Raw genomic sequence first — 20,777 nt, forward strand, 5'->3', positions numbered from 1 at the left:
GTGGAACGGCAACTGGACGCTTACTGCGAACACCTGCGCAGTGAGCGGCAGGTGTCGCCGCACACGCTATCGGCCTATCGCCGCGACCTCGACAAAGTGCTGGACTGGTGTGTCAAGCAGAACATCGGCAGTTGGGCGGCCCTCGACATCCAGCGCCTGCGCAGCCTGGTCGCCCGCCTGCACTCACAAGGCCAATCGTCCCGTAGCCTGGCGCGCCTGCTGTCGGCCGTCCGCGGGCTATATCACTACCTGAACCGCGAAGGCCTCTGCGACCACGACCCTGCCAACGGCCTGGCACCGCCCAAGGGCGAACGTCGCTTGCCGAAAACCCTCGATACCGACCGTGCGCTGCAACTGCTTGAAGGTGGCGTTGAGGACGACTTCCTGGCGCGCCGGGATCAGGCGATCCTTGAACTGTTTTACTCCTCCGGGCTGCGCCTGTCGGAGCTGACCGGGCTCAATCTCGACCAGCTGGATCTGGCGGACGGCATGGTTCAGGTGCACGGCAAGGGCAGCAAAACCCGTCTGTTGCCAGTGGGCGCAAAAGCCCGCGAGGCGCTGGAACAGTGGCTGCCACTGCGGGCCTTGGCCAATCCGGCGGACGATGCGGTGTTTGTCAGCCAGCAAGGCCGGCGTTTGGGACCACGGGCTATCCAGCTGCGGGTCAAGGCCGCGGGCGAACGCGAACTGGGGCAAAACCTGCACCCGCACATGTTGCGACACTCTTTCGCCAGTCACATGCTGGAGTCCTCCCAGGACCTGCGGGCGGTGCAGGAACTGCTCGGCCACTCGGATATCAAGACCACCCAGATCTACACCCACCTGGATTTCCAGCACCTGGCAACCGTCTACGACAGCGCCCATCCACGGGCCAAACGCATTAAGGGCGACGATTCATGACTCTCCAACTGATCACTTTCGACCTCGATGACACCCTGTGGGACACCGCCCCGGTGATCGTCAGCGCCGAAGCCGTATTGCGTGAATGGCTGACTGAACATGCGCCCAACCTGGGTGCTGTTCCGGTGGAACATTTGTGGGCCATTCGCGAACGCATCCTGAGCATCGAACCGGCACTCAAACACCGCATCAGCGCCTTGCGTCGTCGCGTGTTGTTTCAAGCGCTAGAAGAAGCCGGGTACGCCCACGCCGAGGCGTCGGACCTGGCCGATCAAAGTTTCGAAGTGTTCCTGCATGCCCGGCACCAGCTGGAAATCTTCCCGGAGGTGCAACCCACCCTCCAGGCACTGGCCAACCATTACACCCTCGGCGTGGTCACCAACGGCAACGCCGATGTGCGCCGCCTGGGGCTGGCGGACTACTTCAAGTTTGCGTTGTGCGCCGAAGACATCGGCATCGCCAAGCCCGATGCGCGGCTGTTCCACGAAGCCTTGCTGCGCGGTGGTGCAACCCCTGGGACGGCCGTGCATATCGGTGACCATCCGGGGGACGACATTGCCGGTGCGCAGCAGGCAGGACTGCGGGCGATCTGGTTCAACCCGGCGGGCAAGGTCTGGGAGGCCGAGCGTTTGCCGGATGCCGAGATCCGCAGCCTGACGGAGCTGCCGGCGTTGTTGGCGCAGTGGAATTCAGTTTCGGCCTGACACCAAACCCTGTAGGAGTGAGCCTGCTCGCGATGAGGCAAGCACATCCACCATTGATGTCGCCTGACCCACCGCCATCGCGAGCAGGCTCACTCCTACAATGGCTTGTGCCAAGCCTGATGTTTTGTTTCAGGCATGAAAAAGCCCGCAGCGACGGCGGGCTTTTTCAGCAAGCGTGCAGCAGGCTCAGATAGGCCGGCTGCCGTACTTGTTGTCAGGCTTCTTGGGAGGATCGGCGACCACATTGGCCTCCACTTCCTGCACCTTGCCACCACGAGCCAGGAACTCTTCCATGGCCTTGGCCAGGGCGTCGCGTTCCTTGTTCTTGGCTTCGACACTCGGCAGCTCATCAACCGATACCGCTGCCTTGGCTTTGCCTTTGGCGGTCGGAACGGGGGCATCACCGCCGTCGTCTTCAGCGACGTCTTCCGCCGCTGCTTCCAGACCTTCTTCGGTTTCGTCGTCGTCGCCTACTTCGAGGTCGTCGTTTTCCAGATCATCGTCGCTCATGTTCTACCTCATGACTTGCGAAAAGCAGATTAGTTATAGCCCAGCTTTGCCCTCTGTCGAAGGCCGCCGGAAAAAAATCAACAGCCGCTGCTGACCAGCGGTTATGCCCCTTCACCGTGCACGGTGGCGAGGACTTTACGGGCACCGCCGTGATCACGGTGCTCGCCCAGATAAACGCCTTGCCAGGTCCCTAATGCCAGTCGGCCCGCCGAAATCGGCAAACTGAGCTGACAGCCAAGCACACTGGCCTTGAAGTGCGCCGGGAGGTCGTCCAGGCCTTCGTCGTTATGCTCATAGCCGTCTGTTCCTTGTGGGATCAGACGATTGAAAAATCGTTCGAAGTCGCGACGGACCGCCGGATCGGCGTTCTCGTTGATGGTCAACGACGCCGAGGTATGCTGTATCCACAAATGCAACAGACCGACCCGACACGCCTTGAGTTCAGGCAGGCCGGCGAGTAACTCGTCCGTTACCAGATGAAAGCCCCGGGGCCTCGCCCGAAGGGTTATCAGAGTCTGTTGCCACATACAGTTCTCCGCACGTCCGGGGCGCATTCTAGCGCGCTCTGGGAAAAAACAAAGGCCCTGATCATCCCTCATTCCTGTAAGCCTTCGGCCGTACAAATATACCCGACGCAAACATCGTAAAACCTGTAGGAAAAAACCTTTCAGCTCACCCTTCAATGACAAATTCCAGACAAAAAAATGCCCGGCAAGCCGGGCAAGTTTTTTTCATGCGCGTGCTTACAAGTTGTAGCCGCGTTCGTTGTGAAGCGCCAGATCGATACCGACCGCTTCTTCTTCCTCGGTGATACGCAGGCCCATTACAGCGTCCAGGACCTTGAGGATGATGTAGGTGACGATCGCGGTGTAGATCACCGTGAAGCCCACGCCCTTGAGCTGAATCCAGACTTGCGCACCGATATCGGTGACAGTGCCGAAACCGCCCAGGGCCGGTGCAGCGAACACACCGGTCAGGATCGCGCCGAGAATACCGCCGATACCGTGCACGCCGAAGGCGTCCAGGGAGTCGTCATAGCCGAGTTTGCGTTTCAGGGTGGTCGCGCAGAAGAAGCACACCACGCCTGCAGCCAGACCGATCACCAAAGCACCCATCGGGCCTACGGTGCCAGCGGCCGGGGTAATGGCTACCAGGCCTGCAACCACACCCGAAGCGATGCCCAGTGCGCTTGGCTTGCCGTGGGTGACCCACTCGGCAAACATCCAGCCCAGAGCAGCGGCGGCGGTAGCGATCTGGGTAACCAGCATTGCCATGCCGGCAGTGCCGTTGGCCGCCGCGGCGGAACCGGCGTTGAAACCGAACCAGCCGACCCACAGCATGGCCGCGCCCATCAGGGTGTAACCCAGGTTGTGCGGTGCCATCGGCGTGGTCGGGAAGCCTTTGCGCTTGCCCAGTACCAGGCAGGCAACCAGACCGGCCACACCGGCATTGATGTGCACCACGGTGCCGCCGGCGAAGTCCAGCACGCCCCAGTCCCACATCAGGCCGCCGTTGCCGGACCAGACCATGTGCGCGATCGGTGCATACACCAGGGTGAACCAGATGCCCATGAAGATCAGCATCGCGGAGAACTTCATGCGCTCGGCGAAGGCACCGACGATCAGCGCCGGGGTAATGATGGCGAACGTCATCTGGAAGGTGATGAACACCGCCTCAGGGAACAGCGCCGCAGGGCCGGTCAGGCTGGATGGCGTGACACCGGCGAGGAAGGCCTTGCCCATGCCACCGAAGAAGGAGTTGAAGTTGACGACGCCCTGCTCCATGCCCGTGGTGTCGAACGCGATGCTGTAGCCATAAATGACCCACAGGACGCTGATCAGACCGGTAATGGCGAAGCACTGCATCATCACGGAAAGAATGTTTTTGGAGCGCACCATGCCGCCGTAGAACAGCGCGAGGCCGGGAATGGTCATGAACAGCACGAGGGCTGTCGAGGTCAACATCCAGGCGGTATCGCCGGAGTTGAGGACTGGGGCCGCCACTTCGTCTGCCGCCATGGCCAGGCAGGGCATTACGAAGGACAACAGGGCTCCTAGCCCTGCGAATTTACGCAGAGTCATTTTGTTTTCTCCTGGGGCGTTGGGTTTGTGGCGGCTTAGATTGCGTCGGTATCGGTTTCGCCGGTACGGATGCGAATCGCCTGTTCCAGATTGACCACGAAGATCTTGCCGTCACCGATCTTGCCGGTGTTGGCCGCCTTGGTTATCGCCTCGATAACCCGGTCGAGATCCTTGTCGTCAATGGCGACATCAATCTTCACCTTTGGCAGGAAATCGACCACGTACTCCGCGCCGCGATACAGCTCGGTGTGACCCTTCTGCCGACCGAAGCCTTTGACTTCAGTAACGGTAATGCCCTGCACGCCGATCTCGGACAACGACTCGCGTACGTCGTCCAACTTGAACGGCTTGATGATGGCAGTGACTAGCTTCATGAAAACTCTCTCCCGAATTTGGTGGACTTGCCCCAGGAAAACAAACCCGTCTCAAGTCTAAGCGCAGTGCCTGGCTTTGTAACGCATCGTCGGCCTTACCTGCCCGTCCGACGCCAGCTAACCGCTCCTTGCGAAACACTCCCCCGCGTTTCGCCTGGCGCACTGCATTCGTCACAGCGACTGCATCAGTGCATGGGTCATCAGCATCTAAGCAGAAAGCTTGCCATCTCCACAAAACGCATAGTTTTCAAGCCTTTGCCAACAGATCGCTACCACTTCACGACAACACCCAACGCGTCACGCACAACAACGGTGCGAGACCGTCCGTCCCCATGCGCGAAAAGCGTGCATCCCTGACCCGCGAATTTGACTATAGACACTGCGTGGTACACTGCCCGTCATTGCTACCAGGACATTTCCCCATGCTCGCGCCCAAAGACTTCCTCGACGCCCTGACAGGCACCGCCTCTCGCCTCTTCAGCGGCGACACTCCACTGCCGAAAAGCGAAATCGAAAGCCAGTTCAAGGCGCTGTTGCAGAGCGGGTTCAGCAAGCTGGATCTGGTTAGCCGGGAAGAGTTCGATAGCCAGATTGTCGTATTGGCGCGCACGCGGGCACGGTTGGAGGCTCTTGAAGCGAAAGTGGCGGAGCTGGAAGCGAAGCTCAGTCCACCTGCCGAGTAAACACCGCGATCCCTGTGGGAGCGGGCTTGCCCGCGATTGAAGGTCGGCACGACCTTCCGCTTTACCTATAGGAGCTGCCGAAGGCTGCGATCTTTTGATCCTAAGCCCCGCAACAATCCCGGCAACGTCCTACAAAGTTCTCATCCGCCGTCCGATTGCGCCGCGATGCTCCGGTTCCTAAGCTCACCCAATGCTGAATGTTCAGCACTGGGTTTGGCGACCTGGAAGCTTAAGGAGCATGACGACCATCGATGCAAGTCATGGCGGTTGTGCGTGGGAGACCTCCGGGTCTGCCGGGTTCCTTTTGCTCCGGTTCGCCAACCCGCGTACAACTGCCACCCAATTGTTTGGCGACAATTGCCGGCAGCCCTTAAGCAAAAGGAGCTGTATCAATGAATCGAGATGATGCTTACCTGATCCCCCACGTCTTCACCCGCCACAAACTCCACCTCCATGCCCTCCTCCTCCAAAACCAACCCTGGTTCAGCGCCCGCGACCTGGGACGATTACTACGCATCTACCTCAACGACCGCCAACTCCGAAAACTAGATCCCGACCAATACCAAACCGTCAAAACGCTCATCCACGGCAACATCGAAAACACCCTGCTAATCAGCGAATCCGGCGTCTACGCCCTCCTCGTCTACCACTACTGCCCCGAGTACCGAGCGTTGCGTGAATGGCTCACCCACGAAGTCGTCCCCGCTCTCCGTGATGCCCAACACCTGAGCACAACCGAACGCCCACAACTGAGCCTGCTCAACTGGCCGGAAATGTCGTTGAGCTTGCTGCACTGGAATAACCAGCCCTGGATTCGATTGCAGGATGTACCGCAGATGGTGACGGATCGGGAGCAGACAAGACGTCCGGTGCCCCCTTGGTGGAAGCGGGCTTCACGAGTCTTGCAGTCGCTTTGAATACTTAACGCTCAACCACGCTCGATCTGGGCTGAACGCAAATCATAAGTCGATTGCAGATTCAGCCAGAACTCGGGCGTGGTGTTCAGGTGGATGGATAGCTTTTGCGCCAGACCAGCACCGATACCGCTCTGCCGACCAACAACCTTGCTTACTTCAGCCTCAGGCTCGTTCAGCCAGCTGGCCAACGCAGCGGTTGAAATGCCCAGCGGCTTCAAAAACTCCTCGCTAAGAATTTCACCTGGATGAATCGGGCGCATCCCATTCCTGTTCATTCACGTTACCTACGTCTGAATTCAACGAGATCATAACCAGCAACCTTCATCCAGCAAGACCTGCCACACTCTTTCACCGACGTCCTTCAACTATCTCGGCACGGTCCTACAAAACGTAGCTCTCCTGCCTGATTTATCAGTCCGCACCCTTTTCTTTACACTTTTCTCCTTGTTATTCGATAGACGCTAGCAATGAGAAGAAAAGGAAAAGGCACCGAACTTCGAAACCAGACTTACAAATCAAATGCACGAATGCTCGCCTATAAAATTTTCGTCGAGGACTGTAAGTCTCGGGCTAGGAAACTCAACACCGAGGCCGTTAGGTTCGAACCAATAACTCCCGCAGCGATAACTGCCTGTCACCCGTGGATGGAAGCTGCACTCTACCCGTGGGAAAACGTACCGGATTGGAAGTGCAAAGATGCCAAGGGACTGGATTTGGCCATCTGGTACGAAAAGAAGCTGTGTGGTCTGTGTTATGCCACTCCGCGTAAAAGCACTATTTGCATAAAGATCGTTCTTTTGCAGGGCCACCCAGACAGATCTCATCCTCTTCGTGGCTTGATCGCCTCGATGGCGCTGCTGGCTACAGATACCTATGCACGAATGCTGGGGTGCAATGAAATAGAGATTCAAGATCCTGACCCAAATGTCCTCCCCTACTACCAGACTCTCGGATTCAGCTTCGACCAGACCAATCGACTTGTCATTTACCTGAACGATTAATAGTATCTATCTCACTCCCAGGCACAGGAGGTGTCCATGATTCACAAAAAGCGAAAAGCCAGGCTGTTACTTATCGTTCAGTATCATGCTGAAGCGCTTCGGCTGGCTGGCAGTATTTCAGCCAATCAACAACGATTCCTTGATGTCGCTGCCACTCACGGCAACGACCTTGAACCTCCTGGCTTGCTTGCCGGCAAAAGAGCCTGAAACTGTCTATCAAAAAACCGCCTCAATGGCGGTTTTTTTGTAGCTCGCCGATGCCCTGATGCGTAACCGTAATATCCCGTGAAAGTTATGCCCGCATAACCACTCCACCATCCCCTCTCCCCCGTCTATCCTTGAAAAACCCGCAGGAAGCGGCCTCCGTCACCTCAAGGAACGACCATGTCCCTCTCCATCGTCCACAGCCGCGCCCAGGTTGGCGTGGATGCTCCCTCTGTCACCGTTGAAGTCCATCTGGCCAATGGTTTGCCATCGCTGACCATGGTCGGGCTGCCCGAGGCGGCGGTGAAGGAAAGCAAGGACCGGGTGCGCAGCGCGATCATCAATTCCGGGCTGCAGTTTCCGCAACGGCGCATCACGTTGAATCTGGCACCGGCGGATTTGCCCAAGGATGGTGGGCGCTTCGACCTGGCGATTGCGCTGGGGATTCTCTCGGCCAGCGTACAGGTGCCGACGTTGACGCTCGATGATGTGGAGTGCCTGGGGGAGCTTGCCCTGTCTGGCGCGGTCCGGGCCGTGCGCGGTGTATTGCCCGCAGCATTGGCGGCGCGCAAGGCTGGGCGTTCGCTGGTCGTACCGCGGGCCAACGCCGAGGAAGCATGCCTGGCGTCGGGCTTGAAGGTGATTGCGGTGGATCATTTGCTGGAGGCGGTTGCGCATTTCAATGGGCATACGCCGATCGAGCCCTATGTCTCCAATGGTTTGCTCTACGCCAGCAAACCCTATCCTGATTTGAATGAAGTGCAGGGTCAGCAGGCAGCCAAACGAGCGCTGTTGATTGCCGCCGCAGGTGCGCACAACCTTCTGTTCAGCGGGCCGCCGGGGACCGGAAAAACCTTGTTGGCCAGTCGCCTGCCCGGGCTGCTGCCGCCGCTGTCGGAAAGCGAAGCCCTGGAGGTCGCAGCCATTCAATCGGTCACCAGTTGTGTACCGCTGAGCCATTGGCCGCATCGGCCGTTTCGCCAGCCTCACCACTCCGCCTCAGGGCCCGCGCTGGTGGGCGGCGGCTCGAAACCTCAGCCGGGCGAGATCACCCTCGCCCACCATGGTGTTTTGTTTCTTGATGAGCTTCCGGAATTTGAACGCAGGGTGCTTGAGGTGTTGAGAGAGCCCCTGGAGTCCGGGCATATCGTGATTTCCCGGGCGAAGGATCGCGTACGGTTTCCAGCGCGGTTCCAGTTGGTGGCGGCGATGAATCCGTGCCCCTGTGGATATCTTGGCGAACCTACCGGGCGCTGCTCCTGCACACCTGACATGGTTCAGCGCTATCGCAACAAGCTATCGGGCCCGCTGCTGGATCGGATCGACTTGCACCTGACCGTGGCACGGGAGGCCACGGCGCTGAATCCACCCGTGAAACCGGGAGAGGACAGCGCCAGCGCTGCATTGATCGTGGCCGATGCACGCGAGCGCCAACAGACGCGTCAGGGCTGTGCCAATGCCTTTCTCGATCTGCCGGGGCTTCGCAAGCACTGCAAGTTGTCCACAGTCGATGAAAACTGGCTGGAAACCGCTTGTGAACGACTCAATCTCTCCCTGCGATCAGCCCATCGACTGCTCAAGGTCGCGCGCACGCTGGCGGACCTTGAACAAGCCAACGGAATCAGACGCGAACATTTGGCCGAGGCGCTGCAATATCGACCGACAACGCTCTAGCCAGCGTCACCCCTTGGTCAGATCGACCAACGGCGTCTGCCGCACCTCAGTCTCCCGCCCACCTTGAATCTCGCTCACCTGCTTCAAGGCCTTATCCACAGCCGCCTTATCCGCCAGCAAGCTGTAGCTGATGCGGAACTGCTTGTGTTCCTTCGGCCCGATTGTCGGTACCAGGTCCAGTGGCCGCTGATAACGGCGGTTGTAGGAAAAACTTGTTCCCGGCTCCAGCCCCGTGACATAGCCCTGGCCTTGGGTATCGGTGTTTTTCCACAGGGAGAAAACGGGCAGTGTCTGAGTGTTGAAGCCGACCGAAACCCCCAGGCTGCCGGCCTTGTTATGCAACACGGTCAACGTATCGCCCTTGGCATCGGCATACGGCACCACGTTGTAAACCGTCTCGTCGTAGTCCTTGGTCGGTGCGCGGTAGGTTTGCCAGTCCGACAGATCGCCTTTGGCTTTGTCGTTAAACGGTGAGACCTGTTTCACCGGTGCGGCGAAGCGGGCGCCCTGTTCCAGGAACGGCGTGCTGAAGTTGCTGTGATACAGCGCCTGGTATTCCTTCGGATAGTCACCGTTATTGGTCAGGGTGTCGTTGAGCGCGAACGTTACGCTGCCGGGTTCGGTGACCAGTTCTGTCGCCACGGAGAAGTCGACTTTCTTGAACGCCTGCTCTTTCAGTTCGCCGCGCAAGGTGATGGCGTACGGTGGTTTTTCATCGATGTGCAGGGTGACTTTGTTCGCAGGAATGTTGGCGGCCCGACCGTGCAGGGTCAGCAGTTCGCCGTTGTCGACGCCGGGGTGGCCGACCCATTCGTAGCCGCAGCGGGTGACCAGCTCATTGAAACCTTCCAGCCAACCCAGACCACCGCGGCCATTGAGCTCGATGAAAGACGGATTGACCACCTCCTTGACCGGCGAATCCCAGCCCATGCGCACACTACCGACCGACGCCTGCAGCACGTTCATCCCGCGAGTCGGCACCACCGAGAGCTTCATCGTGCCGTTATCGATGTCGACGATGCTGACGCCCTCTTGCCGACCACCGTGCAAGGTTCGAAGTGTCACGGAGAAGGGTTGGTCGGTTTTCACACCGAGTTGCTGGCTGGTGATCTGCCAGTTTTGCGCGGCTTTGTCGCTGTCGAGCAGGACGTAATCCCAAGCCATGGCGTGGGAGGCGGACAGCGCGCCAAGGACAACGAGGAGTTTGAGCGGGGACATGGGGAAAGCCTTTCTTGGAGTTGTGCATTTTTTATAGCGCTGATGAAACGATTCAGCAAGCTTAAAAAGTGCACCCCCTAGCCTTCCAAAGCCAATTAATATTGACCTTATGCAACCTCCGCACGCTTACGTTAGTCTCATAAGGTTTGAACCTCCGGCAGTTTGACGGCGACACTATTATGGCATCATGGTCGCTTGCCAAATGCAGGAGCAGGTACAGACACATTTGTCTGTCATTTTTGCGCAACGGATCGTATGGAGTTTGAATGCGCGGGGCACTATTACGCAGCGGCAAGAGCGGGTCATTCACTGCCCTCGGCGAAACAGGTCAACCGGTCTACCGGGCAGCCCTGCAATTGCGCGAAGCCATTCGCCGCAAGAATCCCGATTTGGTAGATCATCTGGCCATCCCTCAAAGCGATGAGCTCGGCAACCAGATCGATTGGTACAGCGCCCTCGACGGCGATGTGATTCCGTGGAGCAGCGCGACCGAAGAAGAACGCGCCCCTGCCCGCCGCCAGCTTGAAGCGCTGAAGACCGCGCTCGAAGAGTTGAGCCAGCGTTTCCTGGGTACTGACTCCGCCGAACAGCAGCAAGGCGACAAAGCCGTGTTCGGCAAGCTGCTCAAGCGCGTGATTCATTTCCCGGACGAAAACTTCGTCTACCTGGTGCAAGGCAAACCGGTGCTGACCTTCTGGGGTTTCGAGCATGCCGGTACCGGCAACAGCGACCCCCTGCACTGCCTTTATCAGGTCCCGCCCGCGTTCACGCTGCCACCCGTGGCCGAAGCGCCTGTTGTTGCGCCCGTTGTGCCGGTGGTTGCTCGTCCGTGGTGGCGTCGCTGGTGGTGGCTGTTGCTGCTGCCGCTCCTGCTGCTGCTTTTGTGGCTTTTGCTCGGCCTGCGAGGGTGCGTCCCGATTCCGTTGGTGGCGGTAGATTTGCTGCCCAAGGGCGTTGTACCGGTGGAAAAACAACTGGAAGAGCCGCCTCTGACCGGCAATGTCACGACGCTGAATGGCGTCCCGGTGACAGGCACTGTTATAGGCTCGACCACTGGAACCGGCACCGCCGTGACCGGAACGCAGGGTGTGGAAACGCCAGCCGTCGAGGGTAACGAGGCTGACATGGCACCCGCCGACTTGAGCAAAGACCCGGCCATAGACCCCGCAGCTGAAAACAAAACTGCGCCACCCGAAAACAAAACTGAGTCACCTGAAGACAAGACCGCGCCACCCGAAAACAAAACCACGCCGCCGGATGTCACATCGCCCGAAGCAGAAAAATCCGCCGCCGCAAAATCCGGCCCGCCCCTGAGCATCCCGCCAGACGCCGCCGACGGTGCCGCCAAATTTCTCGATGGCCAGTACAGCGCAGGCGCCGGGATACAGGACAGCCGAACCGGCAAACCACTGCGCCTGGAATACCAGCTCAAGGACGGTAAGGGCCAAGTCACCGTCCACCAGGCCAACGGATCGAAATGCAGTGGGCCGGTGAGCGCTACTATGAAGGGTGGCAGCCTGGCCATCGACAGCCAGGGCCAGGCCGTTTGCGCCGATGGCAGCACTTACGAGATGCCCAAGGTCAACTGCCGCCCAGGGGCGACCACGATCGCGGACTGCACCGGCGGTTACGGAAAAGAACAATTCCCCATGTCCATGCGGCAAGTGGCCGAAAAAACGGAATAACCCGACATGTTGCCTGAAGTCACTCAATTCGAAGACACCGTCACGCTGGTCAGCGACACCGGCATCCAGTTCATGGATTTCGCCCTGCGCCTGGATCCCCGCAAGGAACCGGCGGGCGAGTTCGCACCGATGATCAGCGGGCTGATCTGCCGCCTGGCGTACAACGAAGAGAAAGACTTCTTTTTCTACGAACCCGAACCGGAAAAGGTCGAAAAAGCCAAACCTGCGTTCAGTGTCGACATGAAAAGCAGCCTCGACTTGCTCGACGGTATCTGGCTACCGATCCCGTTTTTCCGCTTCATGCCACCGCATCGCTTCGACGAAGGTCCGAGCAACTGGTCGCGCATGCGCCTGGTGAAACTGGAGACTCCCGACATCGACGGCAACACCCACCGCCTGACGATGGCGTTCGACAGCCGTGTGATGCCCAAGCGTGACGGCACTGCCTATCTGGCGCCCAACGAAGAAGACATCAGCTCCGGCGTGTCTTTCAAACTGGCGACCAAGGCAAGCGAAACACGCTGGTTTCTGGCGCAGCCGTGGGTCAATGAGTGGTTGCTGGAAGTGTTCAATGAGGGCAATGCCCACCGTTCGCGCGCAGAGCTGGACATCGACATCCGCGCCAACCACCACCTGGCGCACTACCTCAACTTGCTCAGCCTGTTGAGCAAACCTTCAGCCGCCCAGCAGTCGAAGACCGGGGCGAAAGTTGAAATCCCCGAGCTGAAAGTGGTCGCCAACGACAGCAATGGCCTGGTCAAACCGATTCCGGTGGACCTGGTACTGGACGTCGGCAACTCGCGCACCTGCGGCATCCTGATCGAAAACCACGGTCAAGCCGGCTCCGGGCTGAAGCAGAACTACGTGCTGGAACTGCGCGACCTGATCACCCCCGAACACACCTACAACCTGCCGTTCGAAAGCCGCGTGGAATTCGCCCAGGCGTATTTCGGCAAGGACCACTGTTCGGTCAAGAGTGGTCGTCACGATGCGTTCCAATGGGCGACGATTGCCCGTGTCGGCAATGAGGCCGGTCGCCTGGCCAGTCGTCGTCGCGGCACCGAAGGCTCCACGGGCCTGTCCAGCCCGAAACGCTATCTGTGGGACGAAAACGCCTATGGCCACGGCTGGCGTTTCAACTGTTCGTACATCAAGACCGACAATGAACCGTTTGCCACCGCCGCGCCGTTCTCGCACCTGATCAACGAAACCGGCGAGGCGCTTTACAGCCTCGAAGAAGACGATCGCCTGCCGGTGTTCATGCCGCGTTACTCACGCAGCTCGCTAATGACCTTCATGCTCGCCGAAGTACTGGCCCAGGCGCTGTCGCAAATCAACAGCCCGGCCCAGCGCTCGCGCCAGGGTCACACCCGCGTGCCGCGCCAGCTCAACAGCATTACCCTGACCGTGCCGCCGGGCATGCCGCAGGCCGAGCGCAGCATCCTCAACGAACGCATGCTGCAAGCCATCGGCCTGGTGTGGAAAAGCCTCGGCTGGCATGCCGGTGAGGAAGATCCACATCTGGACCAGGCCGTCAGCCCGCGCACGCCGATCCCGAGTATCCGTGTGGAATGGGACGAAGCGTCCTGTGGCCAGCTGGTTTACCTGTATACCGAGGTCAACGAGAACTTCGCCGGTCACCCGGAAGAGTTTTTTGACACCATCGCCCGGCCGGACAAGGCCGACCGCCAACGCATCACCCTCGCGACCATCGACATCGGCGGTGGCACCACGGACCTTGTGATCACCGACTATCGTCTCGACCGCGCGGGCAATACCGGCAGCGGCAGCAATGTGCACATCGTCCCCGAACAGCGTTTTCGCGATGGCTTCAAAGTGGCCGGCGACGACATCCTGCTGGATGTGATTCAGGACTTCATCCTGCCGAGTTTCGAAAAAGCCTTGCAGAACGCTGGCGTGAAGGCCCCGAACTCACTGATGTCGCGGCTGTGTGGCGATGAATCGGTCAGTGCCCAAGACATGATCCTGCGCCAGCAATTGAACCTCCAGGTGTTCGCCCCGCTGGGCCTGGCGCTGCTCAAGGCGTACGAGCATTACGATCCGCAGGTCCCGCAGGAAGTCATCCCGCAAAGCTACCGCCATTTGCTCGGTGACAACGCAATCAGCCAGACCGTGCTCGACTACGTCAATGCCGCCGTGCGTCGCGATGTCGGCGCCCAGAGCGGTTTCGACCTGTATGCCGCGCCGATCAGCTTCGACCTGCAAAAGCTCCACGCCGCGTTCCTCAACGACCAGATCAACATCACCAAGATCCTCGGTGCGCTGTGTGAAGTGGTCGCGCATTACCCGTGTGATGTCTTGCTGCTGACCGGCCGCCCTTCGCGCCTGCCCGGCATCCAGGCGTTCATTCGCAAGGTGTTGCCGCTGCCACCGGGGCGCATTCTGGCGCTGCAAAACTACCGCACCGGCGGCTGGTATCCGTTTCACAAGAACGGCCGGATCGACGACCCGAAAAGCACCGCCTCGGTCGGCGCCATGCTCTGCCTGTTGTGCGCCAACCACAGCGTGCCGAACTTCTACTTCCGGGCATCGGCGCTCAAGCCGTATTCGACGGTCAAGAACATCGGCGTCATCGACCTGAACAACGTGATCAAGGACGCCGACGTGCTGTACCGCGATATCCAGTCCGAAGACTACAAAATCAAGCTACCGGTAATTGGCGATGGCGACGCCGCCGACACGCCACAGCTGGAAATGCGCGGCGATCTGCGCCTCGGTTTCCGCCAGTTGGCCGCTGAACGCTGGGCCGCCTCGCCGTTGTATACCTTGCGGTTCACCAAGGCGGGTCGGGAGAAGTTCTCCCGCGCAATCGGTGAAAACGGCAGCGCGCCGCTGCTCAAGGTGCGATTCCAGGTCAAGCCGGCGGACAAATACACCCGCAAGCAGGATCTGGTCAGCGACCGCCTCTCGGTTCGCGACATCGAATCCAACAGCAACAACGTCAACTTCAACCCGCGCAGCGACCTCGAGCTGGAACTCAACACCATGCTCGACGCCGGCCTGAGCGAGACCAAGTACTGGCTCGACAGTGGAAGTGTGAAACGCAAATGAATGACCTGACCCCCGATCAAACTCAGCTCTCTGCCAGTTGGGCCGCTGTTTATGAAGGCGCCGGTCAGGCGCTGGACTGGATTGGCCAGACGCGCGGCAATGCACCGCGCCTGGACAGCGAAGCCGACAACCTGAACATCCGCCTGCACCGCGCCCGCAACCTGGCCCAAAGCCTCGGTCGCGTGGCCTGCACGCCGATGACCATTGGCTTTTTCGGCTTGTCCCAGGCCGGCAAGTCCTACCTGATTTCGGCCCTCGCCGCCGGTCAGAACGGCAAGCTGGAAACCGAGTTCGGCGACCAGCGCCTGGACTTCATCAAGCACATCAACCCGGTGGGTGGTGGCAAGGAAGCCACCGGCCTGGTAACGCGTTTCAGCCGTCGGGCGACGGTCAGTCAGGACAATGACTTCCCGGTAGAACTCACGCTGTTCAAGGAAATCGAGCTGGCGAAGATTCTCGCCAACGCCTGGTTCAAGGATTTCGACCTTGAACGGATTTCCTACGAGATCGATGAAGAGCGCATCCAACGCGTGCTCAAACCGTTCGAAGGCCGCGAAACCGGGCCGCTGCAAACGGGCGTCAACGCCGACGATCTGGTGTCGCTGTGGGATTACCTGCGCGACAACTTCCGCAACTCGGTGAAGAAGCTCGAGCACCTGTACTGGCCCAAAGCGTTGCAACTGGCGCCACGCCTGAATTTCCAGGAACGGGCCGAGCTGTTTTCGATTCTCTGGGGTGAGCAACGCGAGTTGACGCGCGTGTACCAGCAACTGGCCGGCGCGCTGCACAAGCTGGGCCTGCCCGAGACCGTGTTCGCACCGCTGAAGGCCTTGGTGAGCTTCGACAACGACACCTACAGCCAGCGCGACAGCATCATGAACGTCGACATCCTCGAACGCTTCGGCAGCCCGCAGGACTTGCCGATCGATGTTCGACCGCTGGTGGGCGATCGCCTGCAAAACAGTCAGGCCATTGCGGTCGCGCAACTGGCGGCACTGACCGCCGAAATGACTTTCCGCCTGATCGAAGCGCCGGTGGATGACATCGTCAATCAGGTCGACCTGCTGGATTTCCCCGGTTATCGCGGGCGCCAGAAACTGCACGAGATCGCCGATTCCAGCGACCCCGAGTCCACCGCCAAGGACAACTCCGTTTCCCAGCTGATCCTGCGCGGCAAGGTCGCCTACCTGTTCGAACGCTACACCGACAACCAGGAAATGAACGCGCTGGTGGTGTGCACAGGCTCGACCAAACAGAGCGACGTCAACGACGTGGGCCCGGTGCTGACCCGCTGGATCGAAAAAACCCAGGGCGCCGACTCGGCCGCTCGCAGCAAGCGCGATACTGGCCTGATCTGGGCGCTGACCATGCTCGACCTGCGCATCACCAACTCCCTGAGCCTGACGCCAGATCAGTACGACGAGAGCTGGAACGGCATGATCAAGCTGACCATGCTGGAGCGTTTCGGCAGCCTGAGCTGGATGAACGACTGGGCCGGCACTCCGTTCCAGAACACCTACCTGGTGCGCAAACCGCGTATGGACGCGGCGTTCATCGGGCAAGACGCGACCGGTGCGGAAACCGGTCTCAATGCCCTCTATCAGGAACGTGTCAGCGCGCTGGGCACCAGCTTCGCCAGCAACGCCCTGGTGTGCAAACACATCAGGAACCCGGCCAACGCCTGGACAGAAATGCTGCGCAACGATGACGGTGGCATCAGCCACTTCAGCGGCAGTTTCAAAGGCGTGGCCAATATCGAATTCAAATTGCAGCGCATCCGCGAGCAATTGAGCGAGTGCCTCGAAGGCCTGACCACTCACGGCCTGAGCACTTGGTACCACGCCGACGACGACAGCGCCGCAGCCGCCAAGAAAGCCAAGGCGCAAATGATTTTGACCGGTTTGGGCCGTCGTCCGGCGGTACTTGGCGAATTGATCGATCAACTCGACATGCCGAGCGAAGAGGTGCGCGACCTGTACCTCAGCGGCGTGTACGAAACCGATGACGAGCCCGTCGTGACCGACGAACCGCTCGCACCTACGCCGAGCCAGAGCCTGTACGGCAACGACGCCGGTTTTGATTTCGATTTCGGTGACGACCTGAGCCCCGCCAGCACGCCGGCGAGCAACAAAATCGGCACCCCGGCGCCCGAGCTGCAAAGCAATGAGCATCGCTTTGCCAAAGCGGCCTTCAAGGCCTGGATCGCGCACCTGCGGGAACTGACCACCCGGCAAAGCCTGCTCAACCTGCTGGGGCTGGAAAAGGCCTTGCTGGAAGCGGTGGTCGATGAACTGATCACCGCCGGCTATCGCCAGGACTTGCCGGGGCAACTGAGCCGCGCCGTCCTCAAGCGAGCACAAAGTGGCGCGCGGCGCGATCAACTGGTCGAGCGTCAGGTACTGGAAGTGCAACGTGTGCTGCGCGATTTCGTGTCCTGGTTCGGCTACCTCCAGAAGCCGGTGAACGAGCGTCCGAACAGCCGCACCGGCGCCAAGGCGCCTTTGTTTTCGTTCTACACCGACATTGGCCCGGGACAAGTGCCCGAACTGCCGGCGCAACCGTCGAATCAGGCGCAACGGTACCTGGGCGACTGGCTCTCGGGCCTGGCCTACATCACGCAGGACAATGCCGGCCATGGTGCCGGACGTGAAATCACCCCTGAACAGAACGAACGGCTGGGCCAAGTGCTCACAGCCTTCGCAGCGAGATAAGCAATGCCAATTCGTGTCGACCTGCTCGCGTTAGAGCCCAATGTGCCTGGCCAGGCCCGCCTCACTGTGAAGAAATGGCAGGGTGGCGAGGAACAGCTGGAGTTTTCCATTCAGCGCAACCAGGACGGTTTTTACCTTCAGGACCACAAGGCCTGGAGCAACAATCCATTCTGGTTCAAGGTCTCGCGTTTCAACGTCACGGCCAGCGGCGAAGGTCTGGAAGCTCAGGTCGGCCCGGACGTGGTCGACCCGCTGCTGGAAGGTGTCGCCAACTCGCAATTCCAGATCGAACTGCGCGAACAGAGCCACGGGCATGCCGATAAAGGCGTGGTTCGCCCTGGCGTTGGTTTGCTGCCGTCCACGGCCGGTGGCCAGACCCGTTCGACTTACGGCAGTGCCGAATTGACGGCGCCGAGCGCACCGGCACCGGAACCAGAGATCCCGGAGATCCCGGAGATCCCGGACCTGCCTGAACTGACCCTGTCCACCGCCGAGCCAGAACTGGAGTTGGAGTCGGTGCACACCGAGCCTGCCTATTCGCCTCCTCCCGCACCGGTTAAAAAAAGCAACAAAGGCCTGATTGGCCTGTTGATTGTGGTGTTGCTGCTGGCGGCGGGCGGCGGATTCTGGTTCTACAAACGCACCCCGGCCCCTGCGGTTGCCACCACTCCCGCCGCCCCCGTCGCACCTGCCGGCGCCGACGCTCAAGCCTGCACCCTCGACAGCATGAACAGCCTGCCCGAGTTGACCTTCGTCCAGACCTGCATCAAGGCGGCGCCCGACAGTGCCAAATTGCTGGAGATCATCAACCAGGCCAAAGCCAGCAAGCACTGCGGCGTCGCCCAGCGTCTGTACGCCAACCGTGCCCAGGCCGGTGACGCGCTGATCGCCAACGCCTATGCCCGTGAATACGACCCTAAATACCTGAAGGCTAGCGAGTGCTTCCCGACTGCGGACAACGCCACCGCCGCCTACTGGTACGAAACCATCCTGACCCAGGACCCGAACAACGCCGAAGCCAAGCAGCGCTTCGAGGAGTTGCAGAAGTGATGCGTTCGCCCCTGAGTCGATTCCTGCTGAGCGGTGCCGCCTTGCTCGCGCTATGCATCAGCCCGCTGTCCCAGGCCGATGACAAACCGCTGATCCAGGCCGGTAAAAAGACCCTGTTCCAACGCGTACTGACCACGCCGGGCTGCAAAGTCAGCCCGACGGCGGGCGGTGCACCAGGCGACGCACCACCCGTCTTCAGCCGCTTTTATGTATACGAGCGCGCCCAGGCGAACAATGCCGAGTGGCTGAAAGTCGGCCCCGACAGCTACGGCAAAACCATTGGCTGGCTGCCTGCCAGCTGCACCACCGACTGGAAGATGCAGCTGACACTGGCCTTCACCAACCCGGCCAACCGCGACCGGCTGCTGTTCTTCAAGGACCGCGCCACCGTCGAAGGCATTCTTGATGCACCGGATCCGGTCAGCAAAGTTGCGCCGCTGCGGGCCACGCTGAAAAAGGGCCAGCAAGCACCGGGCGTACTGGCTGAAGAACCGGAATACTTCGTCGACCTGCAAAAGCAGTTTTACCTGCTGCCGGTGCTCAGTGGCGAAGAAATCATGACCGAAAGCGGTTTCCGCACGCGCCTGCTCAACGTCGCCTCCGTCAGCAAGCCGGATGACAAGAGCGCCAAGGGCGGCGCGGCAGGCATCGCTGCCGGCAGCAAGGAAGCCGAAGATAAAAAAGCCAACCAGCTGAAGGAATTCAGTGCGGCGGTGGTATTTGTCATCGACTCGACGATCTCGATGGACCCTTACATCGACCGCACCCGCGAGGCGATCCGCAAGGTTTACCAGAAGATCGAGGCGCAGAACCTCGGCAAGCAGGTCAAGTTCGGCCTGGTGGCTTTCCGCTCCAACACCCAGGCGGTGCCGGGGCTGGAATACACCACCAAGATGTACGCCGACCCTACCAAGGTGAAAGACAGCGCCGACTTTTTCGCCAAGATTGCAGACCTCAAACAGGCCACCGTGTCGAGCAGCAGCTTCGATGAAGACTCGTTTGCCGGCGTCATGGAGAGCATCGACAAGGTCGACTGGAACCAGTTCGGCGCACGCTACGTGGTGCTGATCACCGATGCGGGCGCCATCGAAGGCGACGACAAGCTGTCGAAGACCGGCTTGAGCGCTGCACAGGTGCGTATCGAAGCCGCCAACCCGGGTGTGGCGATTTACACCCTGCACCTGAAAACCCCGGCCGGCGCCAAGGACCATGCCAAGGCCGAGGCGCAATACAAGGACCTGTCGACCTACCCGGGCACCAACACTTCGCTGTACTACCCGGTGAACGCTGGCGATGTACAGGAATTCGGGCGCAAGGTCGACGCACTGGCCGCAGCGATCACTACACAAGTGAAAGCCGCCTACATGGGCGAAGACGCCATCGGCAGCGCGGCGAACGCCAAGCAGGACCCGGCCGATAAAAAAATGCTCGAAGACGCGGCGCTGATCGGCCACGCCATGCAACTGGCCTATCTCGGCGAGAAGACCAACAGCAAAGCCCCACCAGTGTTCAAGGCATGGATCACCGACCGCGACCTGATCAAGCAGAACATCCCGACCACCGATGTGCGGGTGCTGCTGACCAAGTCACAGCTCAGCGACTTGAGCGATGTGATGAAGCAGATTCTCGATGCCGCCAACGAAGGCCTGATTTCGCCGACGGACATGTTCAATCGCCTGCGCTCGGTGGCGGCGACCATGGGCGCCGATCCCAATCAGCTCAAGCAGAACAGCAATGCCAAGCTGGCGGACATGGGCGTCCTCGGTGAATACCTCGAAGACCTGCCTTATCAGAGTGAGGTGCTGAACCTGGATGAAGATACCTGGAAGAGCTGGGATGGCCTGGCACAGGAAAAATTCATCCGCACGCTGAACACCAAACTGCGGCATTACCAGCGCTACAACGCCGATGTCGACCGTTGGGTCGCTTTAGCCAAAGACAGCGATGCGCGGGACAACGTCTATCCCGTACCGCTGGAAATGATGCCTTAACG

Annotated in this window: 18 protein-coding genes; 12 read left to right on the forward strand and 6 right to left on the reverse strand. The window is 59.9% G+C overall.

What is annotated here, in order from left to right:
* Both xerC and OH720_RS30915 read left to right on the forward strand, forming a co-directional pair.
* Positions 1–900 (forward strand): tyrosine recombinase XerC, encoded by a 900-nt coding sequence (gene xerC, locus OH720_RS30910; protein WP_272604002.1) that lies wholly within the window; start codon positions 1–3, stop codon positions 898–900.
* On the forward strand, positions 897–1,604 hold the full coding sequence (locus OH720_RS30915) for an HAD family hydrolase (protein ID WP_272604003.1): 708 nt from the start codon (positions 897–899) through the stop codon (positions 1,602–1,604). Before xerC ends, OH720_RS30915 begins: the two co-directional genes overlap by 4 nt.
* A 186-nt stretch (positions 1,605–1,790) precedes the next feature.
* Here OH720_RS30915 and sutA read toward each other — a convergent pair whose 3' ends face one another.
* The 4 genes from sutA to glnK form a co-directional block, all read right to left on the reverse strand.
* The gene (sutA, locus tag OH720_RS30920) at positions 1,791–2,114 is read right to left on the reverse strand and encodes a transcriptional regulator SutA (protein ID WP_007980816.1); all 324 of its coding nucleotides are present in this window, start codon (positions 2,112–2,114) and stop codon (positions 1,791–1,793) included.
* 101 nt (positions 2,115–2,215) lie between these two features.
* On the reverse strand, positions 2,216–2,641 hold the full coding sequence (locus OH720_RS30925; protein ID WP_008066362.1) for a secondary thiamine-phosphate synthase enzyme YjbQ: 426 nt from the start codon (positions 2,639–2,641) through the stop codon (positions 2,216–2,218).
* 216 nt (positions 2,642–2,857) lie between these two features.
* Positions 2,858–4,195, reverse strand: a complete 1,338-nt coding sequence (locus tag OH720_RS30930; protein WP_272604004.1) for an ammonium transporter — start codon at positions 4,193–4,195, stop codon at positions 2,858–2,860.
* A gap of 35 nt (positions 4,196–4,230) precedes the next feature.
* Entirely contained in the window at positions 4,231–4,569 is a 339-nt protein-coding gene (gene glnK / locus OH720_RS30935) for a P-II family nitrogen regulator (RefSeq protein WP_002555808.1), read from the reverse strand.
* Between the two features lie 422 nt (positions 4,570–4,991).
* Here glnK and OH720_RS30940 point away from each other — a divergent pair, with 422 nt between their 5' ends.
* Both OH720_RS30940 and OH720_RS30945 read left to right on the forward strand, forming a co-directional pair.
* On the forward strand, positions 4,992–5,252 hold the full coding sequence (locus OH720_RS30940) for an accessory factor UbiK family protein (RefSeq protein WP_272604005.1): 261 nt from the start codon (positions 4,992–4,994) through the stop codon (positions 5,250–5,252).
* A 392-nt stretch (positions 5,253–5,644) separates the two neighbouring features.
* Entirely contained in the window at positions 5,645–6,169 is a 525-nt protein-coding gene (locus OH720_RS30945) for a BRO-N domain-containing protein (protein WP_272604006.1), read from the forward strand.
* Between the two features lie 11 nt (positions 6,170–6,180).
* Here the strand turns inward: OH720_RS30945 and OH720_RS30950 are convergent, their stop codons facing one another.
* On the reverse strand, positions 6,181–6,444 hold the full coding sequence (locus OH720_RS30950; protein ID WP_272604007.1) for a HigA family addiction module antitoxin: 264 nt from the start codon (positions 6,442–6,444) through the stop codon (positions 6,181–6,183).
* A gap of 369 nt (positions 6,445–6,813) precedes the next feature.
* Between OH720_RS30950 and OH720_RS30955 the strand changes: the two genes are divergently transcribed.
* The 3 genes from OH720_RS30955 to OH720_RS30965 all read left to right on the forward strand — a co-directional run bounded on the left by OH720_RS30955 (position 6,814) and on the right by OH720_RS30965 (position 9,048).
* Positions 6,814–7,170 carry a hypothetical protein gene (locus OH720_RS30955; protein WP_336299061.1) on the forward strand — a complete coding sequence of 119 codons (357 nt, stop codon included), beginning with the start codon at positions 6,814–6,816 and terminating at the stop codon, positions 7,168–7,170.
* A gap of 36 nt (positions 7,171–7,206) precedes the next feature.
* Entirely contained in the window at positions 7,207–7,377 is a 171-nt protein-coding gene (locus OH720_RS30960) for a hypothetical protein (protein ID WP_272604009.1), read from the forward strand.
* Positions 7,378–7,554: 177 nt separating this feature from the next.
* Positions 7,555–9,048, forward strand: a complete 1,494-nt coding sequence (locus OH720_RS30965; protein ID WP_272604010.1) for a YifB family Mg chelatase-like AAA ATPase — start codon at positions 7,555–7,557, stop codon at positions 9,046–9,048.
* A gap of 6 nt (positions 9,049–9,054) precedes the next feature.
* Here OH720_RS30965 and OH720_RS30970 read toward each other — a convergent pair whose 3' ends face one another.
* The gene (locus tag OH720_RS30970; RefSeq protein WP_272604011.1) at positions 9,055–10,266 is read right to left on the reverse strand and encodes an aldose 1-epimerase family protein; all 1,212 of its coding nucleotides are present in this window, start codon (positions 10,264–10,266) and stop codon (positions 9,055–9,057) included.
* A 266-nt stretch (positions 10,267–10,532) separates the two neighbouring features.
* On the opposite strand from OH720_RS30970, the gene OH720_RS30975 reads away from it, so the two are divergent.
* Genes OH720_RS30975 through OH720_RS30995 form a run of 5 tightly spaced genes read left to right on the forward strand, consistent with a single transcriptional unit; the run spans position 10,533 to position 20,775 of the window.
* Positions 10,533–11,951, forward strand: a complete 1,419-nt coding sequence (locus OH720_RS30975; RefSeq protein WP_272604012.1) for an SrfA family protein — start codon at positions 10,533–10,535, stop codon at positions 11,949–11,951.
* Positions 11,952–11,957: 6 nt separating this feature from the next.
* A complete protein-coding gene (locus OH720_RS30980) occupies positions 11,958–15,023 on the forward strand; it encodes a virulence factor SrfB (RefSeq protein ID WP_272604013.1) in 3,066 nt (1,021 codons plus the stop codon).
* Entirely contained in the window at positions 15,020–17,734 is a 2,715-nt protein-coding gene (locus OH720_RS30985; RefSeq protein ID WP_272604014.1) for a putative virulence factor, read from the forward strand. The genes OH720_RS30980 and OH720_RS30985 overlap by 4 nt, the downstream gene beginning before the upstream one ends.
* Positions 17,735–17,737: 3 nt before the next feature.
* Positions 17,738–18,784 carry a hypothetical protein gene (locus tag OH720_RS30990; protein ID WP_272604015.1) on the forward strand — a complete coding sequence of 349 codons (1,047 nt, stop codon included), beginning with the start codon at positions 17,738–17,740 and terminating at the stop codon, positions 18,782–18,784.
* The gene (locus OH720_RS30995; protein WP_272604016.1) at positions 18,784–20,775 is read left to right on the forward strand and encodes a vWA domain-containing protein; all 1,992 of its coding nucleotides are present in this window, start codon (positions 18,784–18,786) and stop codon (positions 20,773–20,775) included. The genes OH720_RS30990 and OH720_RS30995 overlap by 1 nt, the downstream gene beginning before the upstream one ends.
* Positions 20,776–20,777 lie beyond the last annotated feature (2 nt).

The sequence above is a fragment of the Pseudomonas sp. WJP1 genome (genome assembly GCF_028471945.1).
In the GTDB taxonomy this organism is placed as follows: Bacteria; Pseudomonadota; Gammaproteobacteria; order Pseudomonadales; family Pseudomonadaceae; genus Aquipseudomonas.